A 26,611-nucleotide genomic window follows, 5' to 3' on the forward strand; every position below is an offset into this window, starting at 1 on the left:
GCCAGCATGAGTCTGGCACTTGCCTCTGGCAAAAATTACTCAGTCAGCAGGCCTATTAAAATCCATCCCTCCAGGGACTCTCTCAATAACATAAAAAAGGGAAGCCTTGGAGGGTTTTAAGCACCGGTGCTATTATTCATTAAAAGTACTACACTCTTAACAAGAATATTGATTTGTTTGTACCATTGATCCAAAGCGCTAAAGTTCAAATAACAATACTCCATAATCATTAACCATGACTGACAAAAAACTCAAAGTACTCATGTTAGGCTGGGAGTTTCCCCCACTACTTACCGGAGGCTTAGGCCCTGCTTGTTATGGATTGGCCAAGGCTCTTAGTACCAAAGTGGAACTGACATTGATCATCCCCAGAACGGACCCTACTCACCTCACTGAGAAATTTAATTTATTAGGACTCAATCAAGTAGATTTAGATAAGCTCGCTCAAGAAAAACAAAAATCTAAAAAAGCTTTTGAAGAAATTGCTAAAGAGGTGGAGTACATAGAAGCTACTTTTGACCCGTATCCCTTCGAGTTGACTCCCGAAGAAAAACCCCAAACAGAAAATACACCCTCTCTCCTACGCCCCAAGCAATACACCATCAGCCAAGCCTGGGTAAATCTTGATTTGCAAATACCCAAAATCCCCCCTAAGCAAGCGCAAAAGTATTTTGAAGACACAGAAAATTACGGGCCTGAAATTATGGAAAAGGTCCAGGCTTATACCGAGGTGGTAACGCACTTGGCAATGGACAAGGATTTTGATATCATACATGCCCATGACTGGATTACCTTTCCGGCAGGGATAGAAATCAAAAAACGGGTCAAAAAGCCCTTGGTTGTGCATGTACATTCCCTGGAAACGGATCGTGTGGTAAACCCTTACGCCCGGAACAAAGTATACGAAATCGAACAAAAGGGAATGCAATTTGCCGATTGGGTTTTTCCGGTAAGCCATTTTACCAAAGACAATATTGTAAAATACTACGGCATCCAACCGGATAAAATTTTTCCTATTCACAATAGCATAGCGCCACAAAAAAAGCAACCGGCACCCAAAAACAGTAACGGGACCAAAACGGTCATGTTTATGGGTAGAGTAACCCGTCAAAAAGGGCCTGAGTTTTTAGTAGACACAGCTCAACGGCTATTACAAAAGATGGACAATGTCCGGTTTCTGGTGGTTGGTGTAGGTGACTGCCTGCGGGAAACGATGTTTTTGGCCAAAGAGAAAGGCGTCAGTGATAAAATGCAGTTTATGGGTTTCCTTAATCGCGAAAAAATTGATGAACTCTTGTGCGGTACCGATGTCTATTTTATGCCTTCCGTGTCCGAGCCTTTTGGCCTGTCAGCACTGGAAGCAGCCCAGTTTCAAATCCCCGTGTTGCTTTCTTCACAATCCGGAGTCAGTGAAGTGCTGCCCAATGCCTTGAAGGCCGACTTTTGGGACACGGATAAATTTGCGAATTATTTGTATGCCCTTCTGAATTACCAAGGCTTGTACCAAGACCTGACAGCGTTGATCCAACAAGACCTTCAAAAAAGTACCTGGGAAAAAGCGGCTGAAAAAGTTGTCTACTATTATCAAAAACTAGAAGAAACCTATTTCAAATAATCTGGATATGACTGCCATCTGTTTCTACTTTCAAGTGCACCAACCTTTCCGGGTGAAAGATTTCCGCTTTCATCAAATTGGCGAGGACCCGGTACATGAGTACGAAGCGCTTAATCAACAAATACTACAAAAGGTAGCAGAAAAATGCTATCTGCCATCCAACTATTTAGTAAGTCAGTTGATTCAAAAATTTCAAAACGAATTCAAAATCACCTATTCCTTTTCCGGTGTGGTGCTGGAGCAAATCGAGCTGTATGAACCCTTGTTGTTAGAATCATTCCAGTCAATGGTAGCCAGCGGGAGTATTGAGTTACTCAGCGAAACCTATTACCATTCGTTGAGTTCCATCGCTTCTCCCGGCGAATTTGAAAGGCAAATCCATAAGCACCGCGACAAAATTCAAAGTCTCTTCCAATATACGCCCAAAGTATTTCGAAATACGGAGCTTATTTATAATAATGACATTGCCACTCATGTAAACCACTTGGGCTTTCAAGGCATTTTGTGTGAAGGATTGGGAAAATACCTTTCTGAAAAGGGCCCCAACCATTTGTACCAAAGTCCTACGGGCCTGAAAGTATTGCCCCGCAACTATCAACTTTCTGATGATATAGCCTTCCGCTACTCCTCTCCCCAATGGGAAGGCCCAACTTTATCCGCAGAACAATTTATTAAAATATTGGAGGCAGAGGCTGAAAAGGGCGCTGAAACCATCAATTTGTATATGGATTATGAAACCTTTGGCGAGCACCATAGTCGCACTTCGGGTATATTTGATTTTTTCTCAAAACTGATTCATTTGCTTATTGAGCACAACGATTTTGAGTTTCGGACACCCCAGGAGCTAGTGCAATCATTCACACCCATCGCAAGTTACGATGTGCCCACACTCACTTCTTGGGCAGATGAGGAACGCGACCTTTCTGCCTGGACCGGCAATCATATGCAAGAAGAAGCCTTACGAAAACTTTATGAATTGGCACCTCAAGTCATTGCTACTAAAAATGACAGTTTGATTGAGTCCTGGTCTAAATTACAGACTAGCGACCACTTGTATTATATGTCGACCAAACTCAAGGAAGACGGAGAGGTACATGCTTATTTCCGTCCTTTTTCTTCTCCCTATGACGCTTACATTACTTTTATGAACATAGTGGCCAACCTTAAACTACAGGTTGAAGGCTACCTAACCTACAAAAAAGCCTTTAAAAAAGGCTTCAGGGCTCAATAATTGTCATGCCCCATGCCGGTGTTCATGGAGAAATGTAGCATGCATTCCGGCCTTGGCCATACAGGCCTTGCAGATTCCCCTCCGGACTTCTGCTTTTTAGCTTTGAATCCTTATTTTTGTGGACAGTGAGGAATATTATTCCTTAATTTGTCGTATATTTTTTTATTCTTATACCTACACCTGACTTGAACAGAAATAAACGTATTATTTCTTTAAAAATCTTCTGGTCTGTTGTTGTATTAAAAAGACAAACTAAAATTTTCACTAACGCACAAAACCTTGAAACTGAGGACTCTTATATTTCTTTTGCTTCTATGTAGCATTTTACCAGCACTTACTTTTGCTCAGAAAAAGGAAAAGAACAAAACTGATAAAAAAGAAAAAGGGCTACTCTTACAAGATTTCAATCCCTCTGACAGCAGCTCTGTGCTACGCCTGCCCAGCCTCCGGTTTGAAAACATCAACAAAGTTGCCTATTACTACGATGCCGCCAAATTGGCCAAAATCAAGCGCTACCGACAAGACAAACAGTGGGACAAGCTTTTCATTTCTTTGTACGACTATATCAGTCACTTTGGAATTAATAACTTCCTCAAGCATCAGGATATGGAACTCCTTTGGCTGCTGGCCCGCGTGTCCGAATACGTAGGTCATGTCACCATCACCAAAGATGTATACACCTTGATTATCAAACACTACCGGGGTGATCTGCAAAAGGCCCTGTTGCACTACGATAGTCTGACGAAGTTTGAAAAGGACTTGTATGTAAACATTGAGCACTATTATAAACTGGTGCAAAAGAGAAAGGCCATTGATACCCTGAAGCCTCCGGAAAATGTATTGCAAAATATGGGGGAGGCCATCAACTCTCCCTTGGAAGACTATGGCATGACCATTGGCGGAAACAACGATAACATTATCTATTTTACTTCCCAACGCCTCGAAAAGGAAGGTGGAATTGAAGGAATTGAGATTGGCAATGAACCCAAAAATGAAAATATTTACTATTCCATGCGAGACACCGAAGGTATTTGGAGTCCTGCCAAACCCTTTGAAGGCATTAATACCAAATACAACGAAGGGTCACCCTGCGTAAGCCGCGATGGGAAAACGCTGGTTTTTGTACGCTGCCATAGCCCTGAAGGATTTGGCGACTGCGATTTGTTTATTTCCTATAAAAAAGAAGATGGTACTTGGACTCCCGGTGAAAACCTGGGTGAGTCCATTAACAGCTATGCCTGGGACTCCCACCCTTCTTTTTCTTTGACTGAAGACACCCTCTATTTTGCATCCGATCGCAGAGGCGGTTTTGGAGGCTCAGACATTTACTTTAGTGTAAAAGGGAAAAAAGGCAATTGGGGAAAGGCCCAAAACATTGGTCCTATTATCAATACACAAAAAAGTGAACTTTCACCTTATGTACACCCCAAACATAACGTACTGTATTTCAGCTCTAACGGTCAGTTAGCAAACTTCGGAAGCTTTGATATTTTCAAGTCCTTTCAGGTGGATGCTTATTGGATCGAACCCAAAAACGTAGGCCCCTTGGTCAACGGCCCCGGAAACGAATTTTACTTCTCCACCGATTCCAAATCCGCATGGATTTATTATGCCAAATCCACACTCCGAAACATCGAAGACCTGGACTTGCATTCTTTTCCTATGCCCATGGAAGCAAAGCCCAACAATACCATTCGTTTTTCCGGCAAAGTGGTGGAGCCCACTACCGGAGAAGTGTTTGAAGGGATTGTCTCCGTTATTGACCTATCGGATGGCGTAGAGGTCGCTCCCAAATATTTACGGGAAGACGGAACATTCGAGTTTGAATTGATCGACCAGAAAAAATACTTATTGGTCATTGAAGGAGATAATTTTTTCAAAATCGAGGAAATGTTTTTTGTAGACGGAGAGACGGAGATTTGGATGTCAACATCCCCGCCACTAATGTAGAGCAAGCAGTAACCTTTGAGTCCATTGATTTCGACATCGGTAGTAGTGAACTAAAACCGGAAATGGAAAACAACCTGCATTTGATCATCGACTTTTTGGTGAACCGCCCCCAATTCAATTGTAAAATCACCGGCCATACAGATACAACCGGAGACCCGGCTATCAACAAAAAGCTTTCGCAGGAAAGGGCTGAAAATATTCGTAATTATTTACTCTCTTACGGAGGCTTGGACTCCTCCCGGGTACAAGCGGTGGGTATGGGCTCGGCTGACCCGATTGTCAAAGACGAATACAGCGAAAAAGACCGGAAGCTCAACCGAAGAGTTGAATTTCATATGTATCTTAGTGAAAAATTCAGAAAAAAAGCAGAACACGGAGAGCCGGAAGAAGGGAAAAAAGACAGGGAAAAGTTTGAGAAATAATTTCTTTACAATAAACTTACCTGAAAAAAGGCAAAAAGGCCCTTCGGACATTCAATTATACTCATGAGAGAATCACTTTTTATTCAAAAAAATAAAAAAAAGTGGGAAAGGACGGATCGCTGGTTGAAAGACCCGAGTGAACACAACCCCGATACATTAGCTGACTTATTTATAGAACTTACCGATGATTTGTCTTATGCCAAAACCTATTACCCAAAAAGCCAGATAACCACGTATCTGAACCAACTCACGGCCACGGCCCATCAAATCATTTATAAAAATAAAAAGGAAAAGTCTTCCCGTATCCTTACTTTCTGGACCCAGGAGCTGCCTCAAGTACTGGCAGAAGCTTACCCTCAAATCTTATATGCCACACTGTTTTTTTTAACCTTCGTACTGATCGGGGTAGTATCCGCTGCTCATGACGACACGTTTGTCAGGTTAATCATGGGGGATGCTTATGTAAACATGACCATTGAAAATATCAAAAACAATGACCCCATGGCCGTCTACAAGCAAGCCAGTGAGTTAGATATGTTTTTTGCCATTACTCTGAACAATATAAGGGTGTCCTTTTATGCTTTTGCTATGGGTATTCTCGGTTCGGTCGGAACCCTTTTTATTTTATTGAACAATGGCATAATGTTGGGAGCCTTTCAATATTTCTTTTTTAAATATGACTTGTTGTTTACTTCCGTACTCACCATTTGGATACACGGCACCCTTGAAATATCCGCCATTATGATTGCCGGGGGAGCTGGCTTATGTATGGGCAACAGTTTGTTGTTTCCCGGCACTTACTCCAGGTACCAATCCTTTTTGAAAGGAGTAAAAAGAGGTTTGAAAATCATCGTAGGCCTGATCCCTATTTTTATTATGGCCGGCTTTTTAGAAGGCTTTGTGACCCGGCACACCGAATTTCCGGTTTTTGTAAAGTTATGTATTATCATCGCATCGGCTGCCCTGATCGTTTGGTACTTTTTCATTTTGCCTTACCGGATCAGAAAGGCTTCTCAAGCTCCTAAAAATCAACCCCTACAAACCCTTACCCAAAAACATGAATAATTCATTGAAAGAAAAAGAGATTATACTCAGGCGAAAAAGAGATTTTGGAGAGAAAATCAATGCTACCTTTGCTTTTATTTCCCGCAATTTTGCTCCTCTTTATAAATCAATTTTATTCATCTTAGGACCCATCATTGCAATTACCGGAGCCTCTTTCGGCCTTCTCATGCAAAAGATTAGTAACCCTGAAACTTTATTGGATGGGCTCGACTCCAATTCCATAGAGGATTTTTACTTCGGTTTGTTCCAAATGAAAGAAATCCTCGGAATGATGTTTTTTGGAAGTATCGGTTATATCATCGCCATTTGCCTGATCTACGGATATTTGAAATTATACCTGAACGGAGAGCGGGACATTTCCACTGAAATGGTATGGGGAGAAATCAAAGGGAATTTTCTCAAAGTGCTGATCAGCGTATTAGGACTTTTTCTTTTTACTCTTTTTATCTCTTTCATCCTTATTTTTATTTTTGGGATCATGATTACCGTAACCGGGGCAGAAGACATCGGACTGATCTTGCTGTTGGTTTTCCTTTTTTTTGGCGTATTCATCTATTTAATCACCTCCATCGCTTTCATATTTGTAGCCCAAGTGATTGAAAACATCGGCTTTTTACAAGCCATCGGCCGTTCGTTCAAACTCATTCAAAACCATTGGTGGAGCTCCTTAGGCTTTTTTGTCATCCTTAGCCTTATTACCAGTTGCACATCCTATATCTTTCAGCTCCCCATGCAAATCGTCAATATGATCAACACTTTTCATACGATTCAGAATATGGAACAGGGTATGAATGGCTCTCAATTGCCGGATTTTTTGATGATCTTTTTCGGTATCCTGACGAACCTGGGAACCTACGCCACTTTACCCATTTTGTATATAGGAATTGCATTTCAATATTTTAATTTGGTAGAACATAAAGATCAAACCGGACTAAAAGAACAAATCAGCGCATTCGGAACTCTGACAGACGATGAGGAGGAAGAGGAAGAGTATTAGCAATATCTATTAAGGTGTATTTATGCCCTTTCTATCAACCCTTAAAAGCCCCCATAAGTGAATGATTAGTAAGATTACTCATCTCAATTCCAGAAAAATCTCAACTGCCTTTTGTATTCTTTTGAGCCTTATCGGACTTCAAGCACTGGCACAGGCGGATACTTTGCAAGTACAATATGACAGTATTGCTGTAGAGATAAGAGCTTTCGATGCCCAACAGTTACAAGAGTACCTACAAGATGATACTTTCGTTTACGAACAAAAAAAAATAACAGAAGATGTATCGTTCTTAGACTTTTTGCTTTACTGGATTCGTGACTGGTGGAATAGCCTCTTTGAGGATGTTCAAAATATACAATCCTTCAAAATGTGGATGTATATCCTTCTCGGCATTGTGCTGACCTATATCGTATTGCGCTTTTTCGATATTGACTTGGTCAGTTTTATGTACAAAAGCCCCTCTGCCAATCGCTTCAAAGCACAACTGGTAGAAGAAGATATTCATGAGATGGACCTGGAAGAGGAAATCAAAAAGGCCATTGCCGAGGGAAATTTCAGATTGGCGGTACGCTATTCCTATCTCAGGATACTGAAAATACTCAGTGAAAAGGAGCTGATCTCCTGGCGAATAGAAAAAACTAACCATGAATACGAGGTAGAAATCCGGGACGATGCCTTGCGACAGGAATTTGAACAAGCCACCTATATTTTTGAAAGCATCTGTTACGGCAACTTTGACGTAAACCGGGAGCAGTTTGTCACCGCACACACCGAGTTTGAAACGCTAAGCCAAAAACTAAATCAGGTAGCCGCCTCTTAACCGGCCATATATATGCAAAAAAAAGACAGGAAATTCTTATATATTTTGGGCTTCTCTTTTCTATTGCTTTTTGGGGTGGAATACACCGCTCCCAAACCTCTTGACTGGAGCCGCACCTTCTCAAAAAATGACAAAATACCCTACGGCAACTACCTGTTGTACAATTTGTTACAGAGTATTTTTCCCGATATGCCTATCCATACGCTCAACACCTCTTTATATCAGCTCCTGAATGAAAGCTCTTTGGATGAAGCACTGTGGGAAAGTAATTTTATTTTGATTAATGACCAGTTTCAACCGGACGCAACCGACCTGGGAAAGATGTTGGCATTGGCAGAAGAGGGGAGTAATTTTTTTATTGCTTCGCATACCTTTTCCGAGAAATTTCAAGATACCTTACAACTCGGAGCCATGAATATGCTGCCTTTTTGGCGTATGCGTCCACAACAAGGGGACACCACGCATCATACAGGGGCGAATTTTGTAAATCCTCAATTGCGAACAGAACCCTTCTACCCCTTCCGGGAAAATGAAATATTCTTCAATTTTTCCTCTTTTGACACTCTCCGTACCACCGTACTGGGGCAAAACAGCATGGGGGATATCAATTACATAAAGGTGGAATATGGCAAGGGAAACTTCTACCTGCATGCCAACCCTTTGATTTTCACTAACTACAATATGGTAAAAGCCGATAATCAGGAATATATTACCAAAGCCTTGTCCTACTTGCCCCTACGCCCTACTTATTGGGATGAATACCATAACAAAGGCTACCAAATGGCGAAAACGCCTTTGCGCTTTGTGCTCATGCAGCCTTCGCTAAAATGGGCCTATTACCTCACCTTTTTTACCTTGATCGTTTTTGTGATCTTTCGAGGCAAACGAAAGCAAAAAATCATCCCGATTCACAAACCTCATCCCAATACGACTTTGCAATTTGTAGGTACTATCGGCAGGTTATATTTTCAGCACAAAGACCATAAAAACCTGGCACTGAAAAAAATCACTTATTTTAAGGAATTTCTACGAAGTCGTTATTATTTGAATACTCAACAGCTTGATGAGCATTTTATCCGACAGTTGGTTTCCAAATCGGGGAAAAAAGAAGAGGAAGTAAGACGTTTATTCCAATTGATTGATCAAATTTCTTCTCAAGGCCAAATTTCAGAGGCTACCTTACTTGAGCTGAATGACCGGATGGAAAAGTTTTATCAATAAAATAACCCATCCGCCCTTACCAGCACAAGCGGTTCTTAAGGGTGGATGGGTACTTCTACCTCAAAGCAAACCAACTCAAATATTCACGACCTCCAACAGCTCCCCACTTCCTTGAGTTACCATATGCCAGTTGTCAAAGGCAAAGCGAATACGGGCAAAAGCGGCTGTATCCAATGTTACGGAATGATTGGTAATATACTCGGTAAAATAACTCAGATTGGGATTGTGCCCTACGATAATCACCGTATTGTATTCGTTGGGCATCTCATTTACAAACTTGAGCAATACTCCCATAGGAGCTAAATACAAAGAATCATCTTCAAAGATCAAGGAAGTATCAATAGCCAAAGGCCCGGAGATGTATTGCGCAGTAGTTTGTGCCCGTTCTGCCGGACTTGTATAAATACAATCGATGTTTAGTTCCAATTTATTCAGCAAGATCCCCACATGATGTGCATCGTTCAACCCTTTACGGGAAAGTGAGCGGCTTTGATCGGTTTCACCGGCCAGCTTTTCCACAGCTTCGGCATGCCTCAATAAAATTAATTGTTTTTCCATGAAATTGATATTAAAAAAATAAGCGATACGATTGTAGTGAATAGCTATTGAACGGACACGAATAGCCGCCATCAGCACTCTTCTCTTCTCACTGTACTAACAATCTTTCAATTTGGTTTACGGGATAGTTGGTGATCTTAGATTTCTTTTTTCAAGTTAGAAGTCTTATTTTTTAGAAAAAATTTTAACTATGAAAATTATCGAGTGCCCCCGGGATGCCCTTCAGGGAATCCACACTTTTATTCCCACCTCTCAGAAAATCCGGTATTTGAATGCACTTCTGAAAATAGGCTTTGATACCATCGACTTTGGAAGTTTTGTTTCTCCCAAGGCCATCCCCCAGATGCAAGACACGGCTGCGGTACTTCAGCAACTAGACCTTTCGGCCACCACATCCAAACTGCTAGCCATTATTGCAAACCTAAGAGGAGCTCATCAAGCCGCAAGTTATGAAGAAATTTCGTATCTAGGATTTCCTTTATCGATTTCCGAACAATTTCAACAGCGCAATACCCGTAAATCCATCGCCATCGCCTTCAAAGAATTGGCCCAAATCCAGGAAGTTTGTCAGCAAAACAATAAACTATTAGTCGTATACCTCTCCATGGGCTTCGGCAACCCGTATGGAGAAGCTTACCATCCGGATATTGTAGTGGAATTTGTACAAAAACTGGCTTCTTTACAAGTACAGGTCATTTCTTTGGCAGACACCATTGGTTCGGCCCGGCCGGAATTAATTCAGTCGTTGTACTCTCAATTGCTTCCGGCTTACCCTTCTATCGAGTTTGGTGCTCACCTGCATGCTCAGCCCAAAGATGCTTTAAAAAATATTGAAGCGGTTTTCACAGCAGGTTGCCAACGGATTGACGGAGCACTAGGGGGCTTGGGAGGGTGCCCGATGGCCAAAGATGTGCTTGTCGGTAATATTGCCACCGAAACCATATTGGCCTTACTGGAAACACAAAACGAACCGTTTGCATACAACCGGCAAGCTTTTGCCGAAGCACAACAGATCAAAGATGAAATTGTTCGATTTAGCCAAGCTTGAGATTTGCGCCTACATCAAAGCGTTCAATTTTGTATTGTAGTCTACGGATAAAACTGATGCCCGGCCTGAGCCATTTCCTGCAAAAGCGGACAAGGGGCAAACCGCTCCCCTACCCGCTTTTGCAGGTCATAAAACAAATTCAAACTTTGGTCCCAGCCCTGTTGATGCATATACCGAAAAGGCCCTCCTAAAAAGGGAGGAAACCCCAACCCTAATACCGCTCCAAGGTCACCATCTTGTGGCGAATCGATAATTTTACCTTGTAAGCAGTAAGCCGCTTCGTTCATCATCATACATACTAACCGCTGAAAAATATCCTGACTACTTACCGGGTGAGCGCGGTTGATGGTAAGATACGGTAAAACTTCTTCGTTTATTTTCCCCTTTATTTTCTTTCCCTGTCGATTATACACCCAAAAGCCCTTCCGGTTTTTCCGGCCTTGAAACCCCGCTTCAGACAGGCGCTTTAATGTCTCACTCAAAACCGTTCCCTTTCTTTGCAAAAACAAGTCTTTTAAGCCCCCTTCTGTGATCTGCGCTCCTATGTCAATGCCTACTTCATCTATCAAGGTAATGGGCCCTACAGGGAAACCATATTGTTGCATCACCTTATCCAAATAAGCAGGCTCTACTCCTTCTTCCATTAACAAAAGCGCTTCATTAAGATAGGGAGCCAAAATACGGGTAGTATAAAATCCGGGACCATCATGAACTACAATACAGGTTTTTCCCTGGCGGATACCAACATCCACGGCAGTGGCCACTACCCAATCGGCCGTTTCTTTAGACCTTACAATTTCTAATAAGGGCATTTTAGCCACCGGAGAAAAATAATGCATTCCAATGATGCGCTCAGGCTTTTGGCTATTCGCAGCGATTGCCGAAATGGGTATGGATGAAGTATTACTGGCAATCACACAACCTTTGTCCACAATAGCTTCCAAATCATGCAATACTTGTTGTTTTACAGACAGGTCTTCTACGATCGCTTCCACTACCAAATCGCAGTGTTTTAAAAAGGTATCGTCCAACGAGCCTGCCAATCGGAGCATCTGTTTTTCAGCTTGTGAGGAACTTATAGCCTTTTGCTTGATTTTTTTATAAAAGGCTTTCCAAACAGCTTGCTTGGTTTTACTAAGGGCTTCGGAATGTATATCCTTTAACCGTACTTTGTAGTCGTTAAACAAAGAGACTTCCGCGATGCCCTGCCCCATGAGTCCCGCTCCTAAAATTCCAATGGTATCTACCTGACTGGCCAAGTGCCCGAATGGATTTTTCTTTAGTTCATGCATATGTAAAAACAATTGAATAAGCGCATGGGCTACCGGGCTATGCAAAAGCCGCTCGAACAGATGGGTTTCATGAATCACCGCTTCTTCAACGGAATGCGTAGTATTATACCTCAAACACTCGATGATCAGAAGAGGAGCCGGGTAGTTGCCAAAGGTCTTTTTTAAAACTGTGGATTTGGCTTTATTTAATATCAGATTACGGGCGATCGAATTTTCTCCCAATTTTTTCAGTACGGAAGACTTTCTGTAAAACTTTTCTTTGGCAATGGACAATGCCATTTTTTTCGCAGCGGCTAAGAGTTTGGGCTCCTCCACAATATCGTCTACCAGACCAATTTTACGGGCTTTATGAGCATAGGTGTTTTTTCCTGTCAGCAGCATGTCCAACGCCTGTGGCAAACCGATTAATTTGGGAAGACGGATAATCGCCCCCATACCTGGCAACAATCCTAATTTCACTTCCGGCAAAGCCATCATCGTTTCTCTTGACCGGGTAGCAATGCGTCCGGCACAGGCCAAGGCGATTTCGGTTCCACCTCCCATACAAGCTCCATGAATTGCGGCTACAAACGGTTTGGGTGAGGTTTTGATTTCTTTTAAAATCCGGTGTCCGTTTCTGGCTGCCTCTTCGGCTTCCCCCGGTCGCATCCGTAAAAAAGCTTTGATATCCGCTCCGGCTACAAAACTCTTCTTACGGCTTATCAATACCACAGCCTTTATTTGGGAATTTTCTCGAATACGCTGCAATACTCCTTCAAATTCACTTAACAAATCAACGGATAGCAGGTTGTGCTCTTCTCCTTTCAAATCCATCCACACCACTCCCACATTTTCTTGAATTTCCAGGCTTAAAAAAGACTTACCGGTGAGTTCACTTTTTTGATCAGACACTTCATTCATGATTTACACTGAGAAAAATGCATTAAAAGGAATACGGTTCAAGCAGCAATTTGGGCCTGTGAACCGGTAATTCAAATACAGGTTTGTACCAACATTGCATGGCCGAGCCCTCCTGCAGCACAAGAGGCTAATAAGGCCCATTCCCCCTGTTCTTTGCCCAGCCGGTTCACAGCAGTGGTAAGTAAACGTGCTCCTGTTGCCCCAAAAGGATGACCGATAGCCAATGAGCCTCCCCATGCATTTAACTTCTCGATGGGTACTTCTCCTATTTTGATAGAGAGTCCCAGGTTTTCGGCAAACTTCTGAGAATCCAGGCATCTAAGATTTGACAAAACTTGTGCGGCAAAGGCTTCATGAAACTCAAACACATCGATATCGCTCAGTTTCAGCCCTGCCACCTTCAATACCTTAGGTATGGCATAGGCAGGCCCCAACAACAATTCCTGTTCAGGGTTGCGTCCGACAAAGGTATAGCCACGAATGACGGCTTTGGGTTGCAAGCCCAAAAACTCAGCCCTGCCCTTGGACATCAAGAGTACTACAGCGGCTCCATCTGTGAGGAAAGAAGAATTTCCGGCCGTTAAGGAGCCATATTTTTTATCAAAGACAGGAGGAAGTTTACTTAATTTACTTACCGAAGAGTCCGGCCGGATGCCGTTATCCGTGACGATCCGATGAAATGCAGGGGGAAACTCAGCCGCGGCCACCTCTTCACCCAACCAACCATTTTCCTGAGCAGCCAACGCCAATTGATGAGAGCGCACGGCAAATTCATCCTGTTCTTTGCGGGAGATTTCAAATTTCGCCGCCATTTTATCACAGTCTTCGCCCATGGTCATCCCCGTCAAAAATTCGGCAACTTGAGGAAATTCGGGCACAAAATCTTTCGGGCGAAAGTGGGCCAACATTTTCACCATATCTCCGGACGACTTTACTTTTTGGGCTTTAAAAAGTTTTTTACGCATTTCTTTACGAAAGGGAATCGGGATATCAGACAAACAATCCGTACCTCCGGCTACCACCATTTCGTATTGCCCGGTCCGGATCCAGTCGGCAGCCTGACAAATTGCCGCATTGGCAGAGATACAAGCCATGGATACGGTGGTAGCCGGAGCAAATTCGGGAATTCCTCCAATAATAGCCGCTTCACGGGCCAGGTTTGGTGTCTTATTATTATGGGTGACGGTGCCCAATACCACCCGTTCCACTTCTTTTTCAAAAGGGCCTGTTTTTTGAAACAGTCCTTTGATCGCCATCGCTCCTAATTGATAACCCATCAAATCCTGATAGTGGGTATTGGAACGAAGAAAGGGAATCCGGCAACCTTCCACCACCACGACTTCTCTCCCTAAAAACTCATTTTCTGCCATAGAGATTTATTTTGAGATATTGTTTTCAAATCAGAGGAGTTTCTGCGATAAAAACTCCTCACAAGGAAGTGTTTGAAAAGCAGGAATTACAAATTTCAATACAGAAAAAAACATTCTCCTGAATCCTTAGGCAGGCTTAACAAACAATTTTTGAAAGCTTGAAGCGATTGCTTTGCTTCCATTGAGGATTATTTGGCTTATGAAAGGCATTGCATTTCCGGCATCTATCGCTCCGGTTGAGTTGGCAATGTTTCGAATGTATTATAAAAATGCAAAGAGTTTCTCAAAAAACAAACCCCTATAAAAACAAAAAGGCTGCCTTGAAATCAAGACAGCTTTTCATTAAAAACGAAAAATTAAAGTTCAAATCTGCTATGCTCGTATGTCCATAAAGTATGTTAGAGAGAGTTTATGTGCTTACAAAAGTTAACGTTTATTGATTAAAATTAAAAATATGCTAAGGTAAATATTTATATGCTACTTGTATAAAGAACTCGTGAAAGTTATCACTTGTTATCAAAATATCAAAAATATCTGCGGCTTCTTCAAATTTAGCCTTGTTATACCCACTTTCTCCTATCTCTTCTTTGATTTTCCGCAGTTGGCTCAGTAGCATTGCTTTGTACAATTCATAGGTGATCGCGGTACCGTCATCCAGACGAGCGTGCGGACATTGGATCCATTGCCAAATTTGCGAACGGGCAATTTCTACCATCGAGACATCCCAATGTTTGTCAGAGATACTCTCCGCAGCGTTTCCACTGATCCAGGCTTCCAGGAATTTCAAGGTACATTCGATGTTCTCCTGCATACCGTTCCGGGTGATACTACCCTCAGGCACAGTCAGCAGTTCATTTTCCTGTACTTTAAATTCTCCGTTCACCCGCAACACTTGGTTGAAATGCGGCATAAAGCGTTCAAATTGCTCACGGGCCACATCCACAAAGGTCAGGTCAGAGACACAAGTACCGTCAAATCCTAATTTCACTTCTTTTTCAAATGTCTTTTTGACTTCCTCCAAGTTCTCCATTCCTGGTAAAAACTTATTTTCGGAGGCGATTGCCAAGGCATTTCTTGTATGGCAGGTTTTCACCAACAATTGCGCTAAAACAGAGATAAAAGAAGCATTTTTTACCACCGCTACCCGGTCCGGTAAAATAAATTCGGGCAAATGTCTGAATTTTTTTATAAAAGAAAAAATATAATCATGAATTCCCAATTGCAAGCCACAAGCATAATCGCTTAGTTCATAAAGGATTTCGTGCATTTGATAAGCCGCATGCACCGTTTCGATAATCACTTGTGCCTTGATAGAGCCTTTGGGCAGATGTAATACTTCTTCTGTAAATTCAAACACCTCGTTCCATAAGCTCGCTTCCATATACCCTTCGATCTTGGGCAAGGTAAAATATGCCCCTTGGCCGTTTTGTCGCAATGCATGGATATTATTGTACAAATACAGGCCATAATCGAACAGAGAAGCCGAAATTTCTTCCCCGTCAATAATCATATGCTTCTCTGTGAGATGCCAGCCCCGGGGGCTTACAAAAATGACGGGTAACTGCTCTTCGTGTTGCGCATCAATGCGGTTACTGATGTAGTTATACAGCTTTAAATGGCTGTTCATCACATTCTCCCACGTCAGGGAACAGATGCTTTCGAAGCTTAACATGAGCGTATCGGCATTTACGGCCTCCAGCGCTTCCAGTTTGGGAGAAGAAGCAGATATCGCTACTTCCACTTTCCGTTCCAGCAAATGCAAGGGCACTGGCCCTATCTCCCATTCACCTTCACGTACATGCTTGGTTTCAGATAAGAAGCCGGGCATAATGCCAAAGCTTGTTTCCTTCTGCCGATCTTCGCGTTTGGCCAGCAATTCCTTGCGCCTCGCGTTAAACCTACGGTGTAATTTGACAAGAAATTCCAAAGCCCTCGGTGATAAGAGGGCTTGGAATGTGCTGTGTTGTTTACCGGTTAATCGTATTTTTTCTTCTTCAAGAAAATCTATGAGCAGTTTCATGTGGGTTAAGGTGTTATTGTAAATAAATCTGCTTGGGGCAAAATTATATAATGGCAAGAATATACGCAAGCGAATTTTCGCTAACAATTGCAAATTCGTTAAATTTCTATATTCTTCCCCGCTCTAATTCGATTAAACTAAATCTTTCGTATTTTTATGCCTGAAAATTATAGATGCCGTGATTACAGACGAAAACATTAGAATAATCTTTGGGTTGAAGATTCGCATGCTGCGCCAACAGAAAAGCATGTCGCTGGCTGAACTTTCTAAAAATACCGATATATCTGTTTCGTACCTCAACGAGATAGAGAAAGGGAAAAAGTACCCCAAAACCAATAAGATCGCCTCTTTGGCCAAGGCTTTGGGCACTTCCTATGATTGGTTGGTTTCCCTTAAGTTGGAAAAGAAACTTCGCCCATTGGCCCAAATATTGGAATCCAACATCTTAAAAGAACTGCCTTTGGAGGTCTTCGGGATAGAACCCCGTGACTTGATTGAATTGGTGTTAGATGCGCCTGACAAGCTTAATGCATTTATCAAAACCTTACTGGAAATCTCCAGGAACTATGACCTGACAGTAGAAAACTTTTACTCTTCGGTATTGCGTTCTTACTTGGAGTTGAAGGAGAATTACTTTGAAGAGTTGGAAGAAGCTGCAGAAAAATTCAAAGCGGAATTTTTGCCCGATACCCCATTGACGATCGAGAGCTTGTCGGACTTTCTGGCCAAGAATTTCAATTATGAAATTGATTATGAAAAAATCACCGAGTTTCAATCGCTCAATGAAATCCGTTCGGTACTAAGAGTAGAGGCTGATAAAAAAATCCTTTATATTAACCCTAAACTCTCCGAACCTCAAATACTATTTATTTTGAGCCGGGAAGCAGGGTATAATTACTTAGGACTTAGCCCTCGTTCGTATGCTTACTCCTGGGTGAAAGTGGACAATTTTGATGAGTTGCTCAATAACTACAAAGCCACGTATTTTGCCGATGCAATGCTCATTCCACGCAAAAAACTGATCATTGATTTGGAAGAGTTTTTTGCCTTAACGGAATGGAAGCCAGATGCTTTTGTGCATTTGATGGAGAAATACCATCAATCACCACAAATGTTTTACGCCCGCTTGGTAAGTATTTTGCCTCGCTTTTTCGGAATTAACAAATTGTTTTTTCTACGCTTGTATAATACTCCGCACACCAATCATTTCAAACTGACCAAAGAAATTCACTTGGCGGGTTTACACAACCCGCACGGTACAGACTTGAATGAGCACTATTGCAGACGCTGGGTTTCCCTGACAGTATTTAAGGAATTGGAGGAGCTACAAGTACAAAAGGCTTATAAACGTCCTGTTTGCGATGCACAGATTTCCAAATACATTGACTCTGACAACCAGTATTTCTGTATCTCTATCGCCCGGCCTCTTCATCCTACACAAAACACCAATTGCAGTTTGACGATCGGAATAGCAATCAACGAAGAGTTTAAAAAGAAGGTGAAGTTTTGGAATGACAAAGCAATCGATGCAAAAGAGGTAAATGAAACTTGTGAACGTTGCTCAGCCTTCGATTGTAAAGAAAGGGCCGCTGTACCTAGTAAGTACGAAGAAGAAAGAGCGAATGCCAATATGCAAAGAGACATCGACTTATTGCTTCAAAAAGAAGATTAAAAAGTAACCGAATATATAGTTCTGACCGGAACGGGTAGTTTTCTGAAGCGGAATGACTGCCACACTATCGTCTTTACACTGAATAACATACTTTAACCTCAACCAAAAACAACTGTTTAAATGAAAAAAATCACTGTCTTAGGTGCCGGAACCATGGGAAACGGCATTGCGCATGTCTTTGCTCAACATCAATACCAGGTCACTTTAGTAGATATTTCTGAAGCGGCTTTGGAAAAAGCGTTAAAAACCATTGGCAAAAACCTGGACCGGCAAATCAAAAAAGACCTGATTGACGAAGCGCAAAAACAACAAACATTAACTACGATCAATACCTCTACAAAAATAGAAGAGGCGGCTCCTTTGGCAGATTTGGTCATTGAAGCCATCAGTGAAAATATAGATTTAAAGAAGAAAATATTCCGTCAGTTGGATGAGGTGTGTGATAAACAAACCATCCTGGCATCCAATACCTCTTCGATTTCCATTACGGAAATTGCCAGTGTGACCCAACGCCCTTCGCAAGTAATCGGGATGCACTTTATGAATCCGGTTCCTGTGATGCAACTGGTAGAAGTGATCCGCGGGTATGCCACTTCCGATGAAGTAACTCAAAAGGTGATGGAGGTTTCTAATAAACTGAATAAAATTCCGGTGGAGGTGAATGATTATCCGGGATTTGTATCCAACCGGATTTTAATGCCCATGATCAATGAGGCCATTTACACACTTTATGAAGGTGTGGCCGGTGTAGCCGAGATTGATACGGTAATGAAACTGGGTATGGCCCACCCTATGGGACCATTGCAACTGGCCGATTTTATCGGATTGGATGTGTGCCAGTCTATTTTGGAAGTTATGCACGATGGCTTTGGCAATCCCAAATATGCTCCTTGTCCTTTATTGAAAAACATGGTTATGGCCGGACATTTGGGTGTAAAATCCGGAAAAGGTTTTTACGATTGGTCACAGGGAACGAAAGAGTTGATTGTAGCAAAAAAATAAAAAGCGTAGAAGTAAGAGGAATTAGGGCAAGTGGGTTATTTACACAACTTCACCCGCTAATAAACCTAATTCCTCTGTTTTATTATTCCTTATTTAAAACGGCAATCCGTTTCACCCCTACTCCTTCTTCCGTGACAACTTTCAACAAATACACCCCTGTTGGAAAGCCTTTCAAATCTAATTGTATTACTTCTTTCAAACTACCGGACAAACCTTTAAAAGGCTTCACTTTTCCTTGTAAATCATACAGAATTAAATTCATCGCATGTACACCGGATAAATCCACCGTCACCATCCCGGCAGTTGGATTGGGATAGATTTTGACTTTTTCGTTCCACTCATCTTGCATTCCAAGCGGCTGTGTAAAAACTTCCTCCGCATTAGAATAATTTGAATAGAGGTTTTCCTTGAAAGCCCTGATTTTATAGACAAAGTAAGTATTAGCACTGGCCGCCCCATCTTCAAAAGAAAAAGTATTGGCATTGACAGTATTCAGCAACTCAAAAGCCCCACTTTCCTTTTCGCTTCGAAACAATTGAAACCCATCTATCTCCGGGCCTGTATATTCCCAGGACAATGCAACTTTGTGCCCGGCTTGAACGCTTGCCTGAAAATTTGCCGGTTGGGAAATAGCAAAAGGCAAACAAAACGGCAATTGTACACGCGATTCAAAACTTCCGGAATCCACTTTTATATTCCCCCACTGATCCATTACCTGGAAATATCCTCCGTCAATTCCATCGTCAAACACATCCGTCAGTTCCAGTAAGAAGCAACCTTCGGGCAGACAAAGGCCTTCGTTCAGTAGTCTGCTGCCTGGGGCATCCTCATAAAAGCCCCCTTGAACCAAGGAAACTCCCTGTTGACTAAACAGCTCCCAAAACGTCTCCGAAGCAAATTCATCCGATTGTATCTGTAATTGCACCGGATTTCCCGAAAAGTCCAGCAGTTGGCTGTCTGTATTATTTGACAAATTAGTATCTTCTTTTGCATTAACACGATTGACCTTGACCTTCAATTTCTCAGTTTTCCCTGTCCATCCGGCAACGTTAAATGCGCCTAAAGTGATCTGTGTTTTTTCTCCGTTAGGCAACGTACCGGACCAGGTTTCCTGGTAGTGCTCATTCCCAATAGAAAGCAAAAATTGCAGTTGATGAATGGTTTCTTTTCCCACATTCCATACCTCTAACACAGGGCTTATAGATTCCGAATCTTTACACTGATACACTACATCCGGTTCTTTCAGATGGATGGCAGCATCCACTTCATGGATTTGAGTACAAAATGTAACCTGGGTCTGATCTCTGAATTTCTCATCAAACTTTCCTAATAAAAACCCATCTTCATTTTCTATATGGATGCTTCCGCCTTGAATACCGTCTCCAAAAGCATCGTACACTTCCAATACATAACATGCTGAGGGCAAACAATAGGCGGCTTGCCATATGCCGTTGCTGCCCCCTTGTGCCTCGCCTCTAAAAAGCACATCGCCTTGTTCATTTTTAATTGCCCAACTTGTTTCTTCCGGAAAATTATCGGTCTGAATAGAGAGCCTTATGGAGTTTCCTTCTTGTTCACTAGTGGTAAATTGAAATTCCGCATGGCTATTCAATTCCACTTCATCCGCACTCCCTTCTACTTCAGACATGCTGAACTCAAGGGTATATTCCGTACCCAAATTGGCTAGAAAACGAAATCCATGCTCGGATAAATCGACTTCCGCCAATGCTTTGGGAGATAGCCCTACTCCAGCATTGAATGTAACAGGAACTTGCCAAAAGGAATTTTCAACACCTTTTTCTTTTATATTTACAATAAATGAAGAAACTGTTTGAGTACCTGTATTTTTAACTTGCAATTGTAAAGGCACACTGTCTTGGCAAACGGTCACTTCTACCTCTTGCAAAGCACCGGGAATTTCAACATTCGTAATTTCCAAATCGTATTCAGGGGCCTGGGTAATATGTACTCCAGGACTGTTGAATTGCGCCTCTACGGTCCATTCGTAAAATTTATTTTCTTGAAAAAAGCCCCAATTACCTGAAGTGACAAAGCTTTTCCTCACAATGGCCTTTTCTTTAAAATGCCAATACGCCAATGCATTTTCACCCAATTGATCGATGGTGCGAAGGGTCAAAGTATCCCGGATAGCCAGGCGCTCCTGCCCTGTGAAAACAAGTGAGGGGTGAATTTTATCAGGAAGTTTGTCTTTAAAAAACGTTGCGTCCGATACATTGGCAAGTAAAAACACATTGCCTGGTAATACTTCACCAGACAAAGGAATCTCTTCATCCTCTATTTGAAGTACAACTCTATCCAAATTCACAGTTTCCTCTCCGGTATTTGCAATTTCCAGATAGTTCACCGTACCATTAGTTGCCTGAGGAGTAGCCACTTCACTAATCAACAAGCCGGGAAATACCGGTGCATTTTCATAAATCCATTGTTCAAAATGAGCTACCCGGGTATAAATGCCCGGCTTTCGGGCTTCTCCACAACCAATTCCCCAACTGGTAATGCCGGCCAGTTTTTTACGCCCGGCTGCATCATTTACGACCAAGGGTCCACCACTGTCTCCTTGACAGGCATCTACTCCTCCTTCTTCTTTTCCAGCCGCCAACATATGGGGAAAAATTTTAGAAGTAATTCCCTCATCATCCAACCAGCCCGCTACTTTTTCATTGGCTACTACCGGTACTTGCGCCTGACGCAATTGGTTCGAAGCGATTCCTGTACCGAATTGCATTGCCCCCCATCCGCTAATGGTTGCCCACACACCCTCATTGGTCAGGCCAAGTTGCTCCTCTGCCAACGAAAAGACAGGAATGGGTTGAGCGGTGAGTGCCTGAGTAGTAAAATCCAAGGGTGTTGCCAATTCAAGGATGGCCAAATCATATTCATTGGTAACCGGATTAAAAGGTTGACTCACCCAGCGTTTGATGGCGAAACGTTGCCCCTCCGTAGCAGACAATTTTGATTGCCCAATCAAGACTTGTAGACTTCCGGGGTCACGTCCTTCCAGGCAATGAGCTGCCGTCAAGACAAAACGCTTGGTAAGGATTGCTCCCCCACAATGCAAACGCTCTCCATTATTCATATCCAACAATGCCACTTGATAAGGAAAATCCTGGATATTTGCCTCACTTCCTCCTACAATGGTCACTCCGTTACCTATTACCTGTGCACTTGATACATAAGTACAAAAGAGTAGAAAAGTTAAAACAGGTAGAATTGTAATTTGCTGGCATCGAGCATTCATGAATAGTCTATCAGAAAAGTTTTGAATAAAAAAATAAAACAACAAGGTACAATTCAGCCCTTTAGGAGGCAAAAATTTCCTAAAAAAACAGAAATTTGCTTTGAGCCTTTTGAAACAAGCTTTTTTACAAATTCCAGGTTTTAGCCTTCACTATTTTTAATTACTTTAGGCCAAAAATTTAAAAACCAGTAAACAAGCATCATGACACAAACCACGCAACATATTTTAATGGTGAGACCAGCAGCTTTTGGTTACAATGCCATCACGGCACAAAACAATGCCTTTCAACATACCGGAGAGCAATTACAAGAGGAGTCTTCTTTGCAAGAGAAGGCTTTGGCCGAATTTCAAAATTTCACCAATGTGTTAAGAGAAGCCGGTGTACACGTTATCGAAATCTTTGATACCCCGGAGCCGAAAAAGCCTGATGCCATCTTTCCTAATAATTGGTTTACTTCTCACGCTGACAATACGTTGATTTTGTATCCCATGTATGCTGAAAACAGGCGATGGGAAAGACGCAGAGGAATAATCGAACTGTTAGAAGGAGAGTTTATCATTGAAAATGAAATTGATTTCTCCCACTTTGAAGAGGACCATAAGTTTTTAGAGGGTACCGGCAGTATGATCTTCGACCGGGTCAATAAAATTTGTTATGCTTGCCTCTCCGAACGCACCGAAAAAAGCTTGTTAGAACTCTTCGCTGAAAAAACAGGGTATCAAATTGTGGCTTTCCATGCCTCAGACGAAAAGGGCACGCCTATTTATCATACCAATGTCATGATGGCCATGGCTACGGACTTTGCTGTTGTCTGTCTGGAATCTATACAAAGCTCACAGGAAAAGGAAGATATACTGGAGCAACTGAAGAAGACCCATAAAGCAGTCATTGATGTTTCTTTAACCCAAATGAAAGAATTTACATGCAATGTACTGGAAGTTGAAAATGCCAAAGGTGAACGGTTTTTAGTAATGTCAGAGCGGGCTTACAAGCATTTCACAGAAGAGCAAAAAACGCAGATCCGCCGATTTACCGGCATCCTTAAAACCCCCTTAACAACCATCGAACACATCGGAGGAGGCGGAGCCCGGTGCATGATGGCTGAAGTCTTTTTTCAACCTCGTCATTAAGCCTTCCAAGGGCTTTTCCCCCTTTCTAAAGGGTCTTTTTACCCTGTAACATCTTGTACAATAAAAAGACCCTCAATCCGACAAGTTTTCCCAAAAACACAACTTGGTATATCCAGCACAAAGAAAACGAATATATCTCTCTGGATTCCATATTATTAAAAATAGTATTTTACCCAAATCTTTGCACTAACCTGTTACGAAATTGTTATAAAAATTGTATATTTAATCTCTAAATAGTACCGACTAATTACTAATAATAAAACTTAGGCTTTTTCAAACCTCAGAGTTTATCCTAACCGAATTTGCGAATTAATGAAAGTTTTCAAGAAAAAATTTTCTGATCAAGAAATCATCAAGGCCATAGTTGACAACCAAAAGCTGGATGATTATATCAAACAGTTGTTTTCAGATTGTTTTGCATCAGTTACTCGTTTTGTAGGTAAGTATTATGGAAACAAAGAAGATGCTGAAGATATTTTTCAGAATGCTTTATTGGTATTTATTGACTTGGTAAAAAAGGACCGGTTTAGGGGAGAGTCTTCGATCAAAACCTATTTCATTGCCATCTGCAAACACCTGTGGATGAATGAGCGCAAGAAAAAATACAATGAGCAACAACGGGAAGAAAAGTACTTCTATAGTCAACCCCAGTTTGAAGAGGATGTGGAGCTTACCATCCACGAGCGGGAAAAGCGTCAAGGTTTATTCGAGCTCTTTGAAAAACTAGGGCCTACCTGTAAAGAAATTCTCATCCAATTTTATTTCTATGAAAAACCCATCAAAGAAATTCTGGAATGCCTGAACTATGAAAACGAACAGGTGGTTCGCAATAAAAAATATAAATGCATGAAGAAACTAACAGATATGATTCGCAATGACTCAACTATCATGTCAGCTATAAAAAACTACTTAGTATCATGAAAGATCAATTTAATTTTGAGCAATTTGAAGAGATTGAGAGTTACCTTGCCGGGTCCCTTTCTCAATCTAAAAAAGAGTATTTTGAGCAACAGATGAAGAAAAATAAAACCTTACATGAGGAAACCAGTGCCATACACTCCGCACAACAGCTCATTAAAGATTATTGCTATGAAGAGGAAGTAAAAGAATCATTTCAAAAGATGCTTAGAGAGCAAGATGTAGAAAAAAGAATTCACTTCGGATATTATTATATGCGGCTTGCGGCTGTGTTTATCGCAGGATTGATAGTAGCCAGTATAGGAATACAATTTGCTACCATTCACCCCCAAGACCTTCTCAGTGATTTACAGCCTTATGAAGCTTCGGTAAAGCGGGGGGATGTGACTGCCGAAGCCTCCATGCAAGCGGCCTATCAGGAACAAGACTATAAAACTTGTCTTAAATTATATCAAAACCTGGAAGCTCCCACTCTACAAGCTCAAATGCTTTCCGCTCAAGCACATTTTAACCTTCATCAGACTCGACAAGCAGTTCAACAATTCCAAGGGTTGAGGGCAAGTGACCATGTTTTTTATTCACAAATAGCCGAGTGGTATTTGGCTTTTGCCTACCTGGAAACAGGAGAAATAAAAGAGGCAAAACAGATATTTGACAGCATTAAACAAAATCCCGATCACCTAATGCACTCCGAATATTCGACTTGGATGGAATGGAAATTAAAATTGCTTCATTGGAAAAGTTAAACCTGAGAAAAGAATATATAGTAAGAAAGGCAGCCGTTTAAAGCTGCCTTTTGTATTTTTATGTTTTTCATTTCTTACAATGGCTACCATCACAAAAAGGGGCATGATCAGTTTTTTTGCACCCACACCATGTCACCGTACATTTTTCTCGAAGGGAGATAGATAACGGTGTATACCCAGAGCCTTTATGCGACCCGTCACAAAAGGGGCCATGGTTACTTTTGCCACATGTGCACCAAGCATATTGTCCTGGCTCCATTTCATACACCCAAGGCCCCGGTTGTTGTTGATTTTCTTGTTTCAGCATTAAATTCCTAGCTTCCGGTCTTTCACTTCTTTAAATCTATCAAAAACTTCATTGTATCCACGCCATCGGCATAATCACTCACTTCGGGAAATTGGGCTTTTCCAAATGAGAAACTTCCTGGCAGCCATGCCTCTCTGGAAACCACGCACTGAATTTTTGCTTGATTTTCCTGCAATTTTTCTTTCAGACTTTCTTCACTCTGATAATATTCATAGTATACCACCCCCACTGGTGATACCAATGCTTCATTTGCAGTGAATAATACATATCCATTGTCCAAATGCTCCACTTTATTTACCAAATAAATGGATTTATTATAATCATAATTGTTGGCATATTTATGATTGTCTATGGCTTCAATACCCAATGGTTCCATCACTTTTAACAAGGGTACGAGATCAAATCCTTCCGGCAAATACAACTTCGAAACATTGCGACAGCCTAAACCAAAATAAGTTAGAATATCGCCCCCCAGGGCTTTCAAATCTTCTTCTGTTTCCTTGCCGGAAAGTACGGCTACGGACGTTCGGTTTTTCCGGATAATATTGGGAAATTTCGAAAAGTAATATTCAAAATAGCGCGCTGAGTTATCACTACCGGTGGCAATGACGGCATCTACATCCTTAAGGGATTCTACAAAATGAATCATAGAAGCAAATTCCGGCTCAACTTCCGTCAACAAACTTGCTATGACTTTGGGTAAAAATGCATCTTGCGAACTCAATTTTGCATAGAGTGGATGACCACTTAACAAGACGGTCATAAAATCATGAAACCCCACCAAAGGGATATTGCCCGCCATAATCACCCCGACTTTCAAGGGTTTCTCCGGTTCGGTGATAGGATATGCTGCCAGCCACTGTGTCAGTGATTTTTCTTTCAGTAACCTCACAATGCCTTTTAAAGCGGTTTCAACAGACGACTGACTAAACCAGGTATTATGATTATAGGCCTGTGTTACCCATTCTTGCTGTTTCTCTTTAGGTAGATTTTCCAGAATCTTACCTAATTTTACAAATGCATCAATTCTTTGTCTTATGAACATAATTTTGTATTTAATGGCAAAA

21 protein-coding genes are annotated in these 26,611 nt (G+C 41.7%); 14 read left to right on the forward strand and 7 right to left on the reverse strand.

Annotated features, from left to right (window positions below; all coding sequences use genetic code 11):
- The first annotated feature begins 235 nt into the window (after positions 1-235).
- From AAG747_RS11855 to AAG747_RS11890, 8 genes are all read left to right on the forward strand, one after another.
- Complete coding sequence (locus tag AAG747_RS11855) at positions 236-1,615, forward strand: glycosyltransferase (RefSeq protein WP_346821387.1); 1,380 nt, start codon at positions 236-238, stop codon at positions 1,613-1,615.
- A 7-nt stretch (positions 1,616-1,622) separates the two neighbouring features.
- On the forward strand, positions 1,623-2,846 hold the full coding sequence (locus AAG747_RS11860; RefSeq protein WP_346821388.1) for a glycoside hydrolase family 57 protein: 1,224 nt from the start codon (positions 1,623-1,625) through the stop codon (positions 2,844-2,846).
- A 279-nt stretch (positions 2,847-3,125) separates the two neighbouring features.
- A complete protein-coding gene (locus AAG747_RS11865; protein WP_346821389.1) occupies positions 3,126-4,796 on the forward strand; it encodes a TolB family protein in 1,671 nt (556 codons plus the stop codon).
- Positions 4,766-5,218, forward strand: coding sequence for an OmpA family protein (locus tag AAG747_RS11870; protein WP_346821390.1), 453 nt, complete (start codon positions 4,766-4,768; stop codon positions 5,216-5,218). Before AAG747_RS11865 ends, AAG747_RS11870 begins: the two co-directional genes overlap by 31 nt.
- A gap of 63 nt (positions 5,219-5,281) precedes the next feature.
- Positions 5,282-6,283 carry a stage II sporulation protein M gene (locus AAG747_RS11875; RefSeq protein ID WP_346821391.1) on the forward strand — a complete coding sequence of 334 codons (1,002 nt, stop codon included), beginning with the start codon at positions 5,282-5,284 and terminating at the stop codon, positions 6,281-6,283.
- Complete coding sequence (locus AAG747_RS11880) at positions 6,276-7,280, forward strand: hypothetical protein (RefSeq protein WP_346821392.1); 1,005 nt, start codon at positions 6,276-6,278, stop codon at positions 7,278-7,280. The genes AAG747_RS11875 and AAG747_RS11880 overlap by 8 nt, the downstream gene beginning before the upstream one ends.
- A 61-nt stretch (positions 7,281-7,341) precedes the next feature.
- Positions 7,342-8,100, forward strand: coding sequence for a DUF4129 domain-containing protein (locus AAG747_RS11885; protein WP_346821393.1), 759 nt, complete (start codon positions 7,342-7,344; stop codon positions 8,098-8,100).
- A 12-nt stretch (positions 8,101-8,112) separates the two neighbouring features.
- Positions 8,113-9,321, forward strand: a complete 1,209-nt coding sequence (locus tag AAG747_RS11890) for a DUF4350 domain-containing protein (protein WP_346821394.1) — start codon at positions 8,113-8,115, stop codon at positions 9,319-9,321.
- A gap of 75 nt (positions 9,322-9,396) precedes the next feature.
- On the opposite strand, the gene AAG747_RS11895 is transcribed toward AAG747_RS11890, so the two are convergent.
- On the reverse strand, positions 9,397-9,879 hold the full coding sequence (locus tag AAG747_RS11895; RefSeq protein ID WP_346821395.1) for a SixA phosphatase family protein: 483 nt from the start codon (positions 9,877-9,879) through the stop codon (positions 9,397-9,399).
- A 190-nt stretch (positions 9,880-10,069) separates the two neighbouring features.
- On the opposite strand from AAG747_RS11895, the gene AAG747_RS11900 reads away from it, so the two are divergent.
- Positions 10,070-10,927 (forward strand): hydroxymethylglutaryl-CoA lyase, encoded by an 858-nt coding sequence (locus tag AAG747_RS11900; protein WP_346821396.1) that lies wholly within the window; start codon positions 10,070-10,072, stop codon positions 10,925-10,927.
- Positions 10,928-10,968: 41 nt separating this feature from the next.
- Here AAG747_RS11900 and AAG747_RS11905 read toward each other — a convergent pair whose 3' ends face one another.
- The 3 genes from AAG747_RS11905 to AAG747_RS11915 all read right to left on the reverse strand — a co-directional run bounded on the left by AAG747_RS11905 (position 10,969) and on the right by AAG747_RS11915 (position 16,509).
- Positions 10,969-13,119, reverse strand: a complete 2,151-nt coding sequence (locus AAG747_RS11905; RefSeq protein WP_346821397.1) for a 3-hydroxyacyl-CoA dehydrogenase NAD-binding domain-containing protein — start codon at positions 13,117-13,119, stop codon at positions 10,969-10,971.
- 71 nt (positions 13,120-13,190) lie between these two features.
- Entirely contained in the window at positions 13,191-14,489 is a 1,299-nt protein-coding gene (locus AAG747_RS11910; protein WP_346821398.1) for an acetyl-CoA C-acyltransferase, read from the reverse strand.
- A gap of 457 nt (positions 14,490-14,946) precedes the next feature.
- Positions 14,947-16,509, reverse strand: coding sequence for a malate synthase (locus AAG747_RS11915; protein ID WP_346821399.1), 1,563 nt, complete (start codon positions 16,507-16,509; stop codon positions 14,947-14,949).
- 178 nt (positions 16,510-16,687) lie between these two features.
- On the opposite strand from AAG747_RS11915, the gene AAG747_RS11920 reads away from it, so the two are divergent.
- Both AAG747_RS11920 and AAG747_RS11925 read left to right on the forward strand, forming a co-directional pair.
- Positions 16,688-18,181, forward strand: a complete 1,494-nt coding sequence (locus AAG747_RS11920) for a helix-turn-helix domain-containing protein (RefSeq protein ID WP_346821400.1) — start codon at positions 16,688-16,690, stop codon at positions 18,179-18,181.
- A gap of 120 nt (positions 18,182-18,301) precedes the next feature.
- Positions 18,302-19,183, forward strand: coding sequence for a 3-hydroxyacyl-CoA dehydrogenase family protein (locus AAG747_RS11925; protein WP_346821401.1), 882 nt, complete (start codon positions 18,302-18,304; stop codon positions 19,181-19,183).
- A gap of 82 nt (positions 19,184-19,265) precedes the next feature.
- On the opposite strand, the gene AAG747_RS11930 is transcribed toward AAG747_RS11925, so the two are convergent.
- The gene (locus AAG747_RS11930; RefSeq protein WP_346821402.1) at positions 19,266-22,442 is read right to left on the reverse strand and encodes a trypsin-like serine protease; all 3,177 of its coding nucleotides are present in this window, start codon (positions 22,440-22,442) and stop codon (positions 19,266-19,268) included.
- A 201-nt stretch (positions 22,443-22,643) separates the two neighbouring features.
- Here AAG747_RS11930 and ctlX point away from each other — a divergent pair, with 201 nt between their 5' ends.
- The 3 genes from ctlX (at position 22,644) to AAG747_RS11945 (ending at position 25,237) form a co-directional block, all read left to right on the forward strand.
- Positions 22,644-23,573: a citrulline utilization hydrolase CtlX gene (gene ctlX / locus AAG747_RS11935; RefSeq protein WP_346821403.1), complete on the forward strand. Its 930-nt coding sequence runs from the start codon at positions 22,644-22,646 to the stop codon at positions 23,571-23,573.
- A gap of 312 nt (positions 23,574-23,885) precedes the next feature.
- A complete protein-coding gene (locus AAG747_RS11940) occupies positions 23,886-24,494 on the forward strand; it encodes an RNA polymerase sigma factor (protein WP_346821404.1) in 609 nt (202 codons plus the stop codon).
- On the forward strand, positions 24,491-25,237 hold the full coding sequence (locus tag AAG747_RS11945) for a tetratricopeptide repeat protein (protein WP_346821405.1): 747 nt from the start codon (positions 24,491-24,493) through the stop codon (positions 25,235-25,237). The genes AAG747_RS11940 and AAG747_RS11945 overlap by 4 nt, the downstream gene beginning before the upstream one ends.
- Positions 25,238-25,304: 67 nt before the next feature.
- Here the strand turns inward: AAG747_RS11945 and AAG747_RS11950 are convergent, their stop codons facing one another.
- Positions 25,305-25,544 carry a CDGSH iron-sulfur domain-containing protein gene (locus AAG747_RS11950; protein WP_346821406.1) on the reverse strand — a complete coding sequence of 80 codons (240 nt, stop codon included), beginning with the start codon at positions 25,542-25,544 and terminating at the stop codon, positions 25,305-25,307.
- Between the two features lie 22 nt (positions 25,545-25,566).
- Positions 25,567-26,589: an acyl-CoA reductase gene (locus AAG747_RS11955; protein WP_346821407.1), complete on the reverse strand. Its 1,023-nt coding sequence runs from the start codon at positions 26,587-26,589 to the stop codon at positions 25,567-25,569.
- Between the last annotated feature and the right edge of the window lie 22 nt (positions 26,590-26,611).

Source organism: Rapidithrix thailandica (assembly GCF_039710355.1).
Taxonomy (GTDB): domain Bacteria; phylum Bacteroidota; class Bacteroidia; order Cytophagales; family Flammeovirgaceae; genus Rapidithrix; species Rapidithrix thailandica.

Excerpts from the sequence above, each read along its gene's own strand:
- AAG747_RS11855 (WP_346821387.1), top strand. The coding sequence starts at position 236 with ATGACTGACAAAAAACTCAAAGTACTCATGTTAGGCTGGGAGTTTCCC.
- AAG747_RS11860 (WP_346821388.1), top strand. The coding sequence starts at position 1,623 with ATGACTGCCATCTGTTTCTACTTTCAAGTGCACCAACCTTTCCGGGTG.
- AAG747_RS11875 (WP_346821391.1), top strand. The coding sequence starts at position 5,282 with ATGAGAGAATCACTTTTTATTCAAAAAAATAAAAAAAAGTGGGAAAGG.
- AAG747_RS11880 (WP_346821392.1), top strand. The coding sequence starts at position 6,276 with ATGAATAATTCATTGAAAGAAAAAGAGATTATACTCAGGCGAAAAAGA.
- AAG747_RS11885 (WP_346821393.1), top strand. The coding sequence starts at position 7,342 with ATGATTAGTAAGATTACTCATCTCAATTCCAGAAAAATCTCAACTGCC.
- AAG747_RS11890 (WP_346821394.1), top strand. The coding sequence starts at position 8,113 with ATGCAAAAAAAAGACAGGAAATTCTTATATATTTTGGGCTTCTCTTTT.
- AAG747_RS11895 (WP_346821395.1), bottom strand. The coding sequence starts at position 9,879 with ATGGAAAAACAATTAATTTTATTGAGGCATGCCGAAGCTGTGGAAAAG.
- AAG747_RS11900 (WP_346821396.1), top strand. The coding sequence starts at position 10,070 with ATGAAAATTATCGAGTGCCCCCGGGATGCCCTTCAGGGAATCCACACT.
- AAG747_RS11905 (WP_346821397.1), bottom strand. The coding sequence starts at position 13,119 with ATGAATGAAGTGTCTGATCAAAAAAGTGAACTCACCGGTAAGTCTTTT.
- AAG747_RS11910 (WP_346821398.1), bottom strand. The coding sequence starts at position 14,489 with ATGGCAGAAAATGAGTTTTTAGGGAGAGAAGTCGTGGTGGTGGAAGGT.
- AAG747_RS11915 (WP_346821399.1), bottom strand. The coding sequence starts at position 16,509 with ATGAAACTGCTCATAGATTTTCTTGAAGAAGAAAAAATACGATTAACC.
- AAG747_RS11925 (WP_346821401.1), top strand. The coding sequence starts at position 18,302 with ATGAAAAAAATCACTGTCTTAGGTGCCGGAACCATGGGAAACGGCATT.
- AAG747_RS11930 (WP_346821402.1), bottom strand. The coding sequence starts at position 22,442 with ATGAATGCTCGATGCCAGCAAATTACAATTCTACCTGTTTTAACTTTT.
- ctlX (WP_346821403.1), top strand. The coding sequence starts at position 22,644 with ATGACACAAACCACGCAACATATTTTAATGGTGAGACCAGCAGCTTTT.
- AAG747_RS11940 (WP_346821404.1), top strand. The coding sequence starts at position 23,886 with ATGAAAGTTTTCAAGAAAAAATTTTCTGATCAAGAAATCATCAAGGCC.
- AAG747_RS11945 (WP_346821405.1), top strand. The coding sequence starts at position 24,491 with ATGAAAGATCAATTTAATTTTGAGCAATTTGAAGAGATTGAGAGTTAC.
- AAG747_RS11950 (WP_346821406.1), bottom strand. The coding sequence starts at position 25,544 with ATGCTGAAACAAGAAAATCAACAACAACCGGGGCCTTGGGTGTATGAA.
- AAG747_RS11955 (WP_346821407.1), bottom strand. The coding sequence starts at position 26,589 with ATGTTCATAAGACAAAGAATTGATGCATTTGTAAAATTAGGTAAGATT.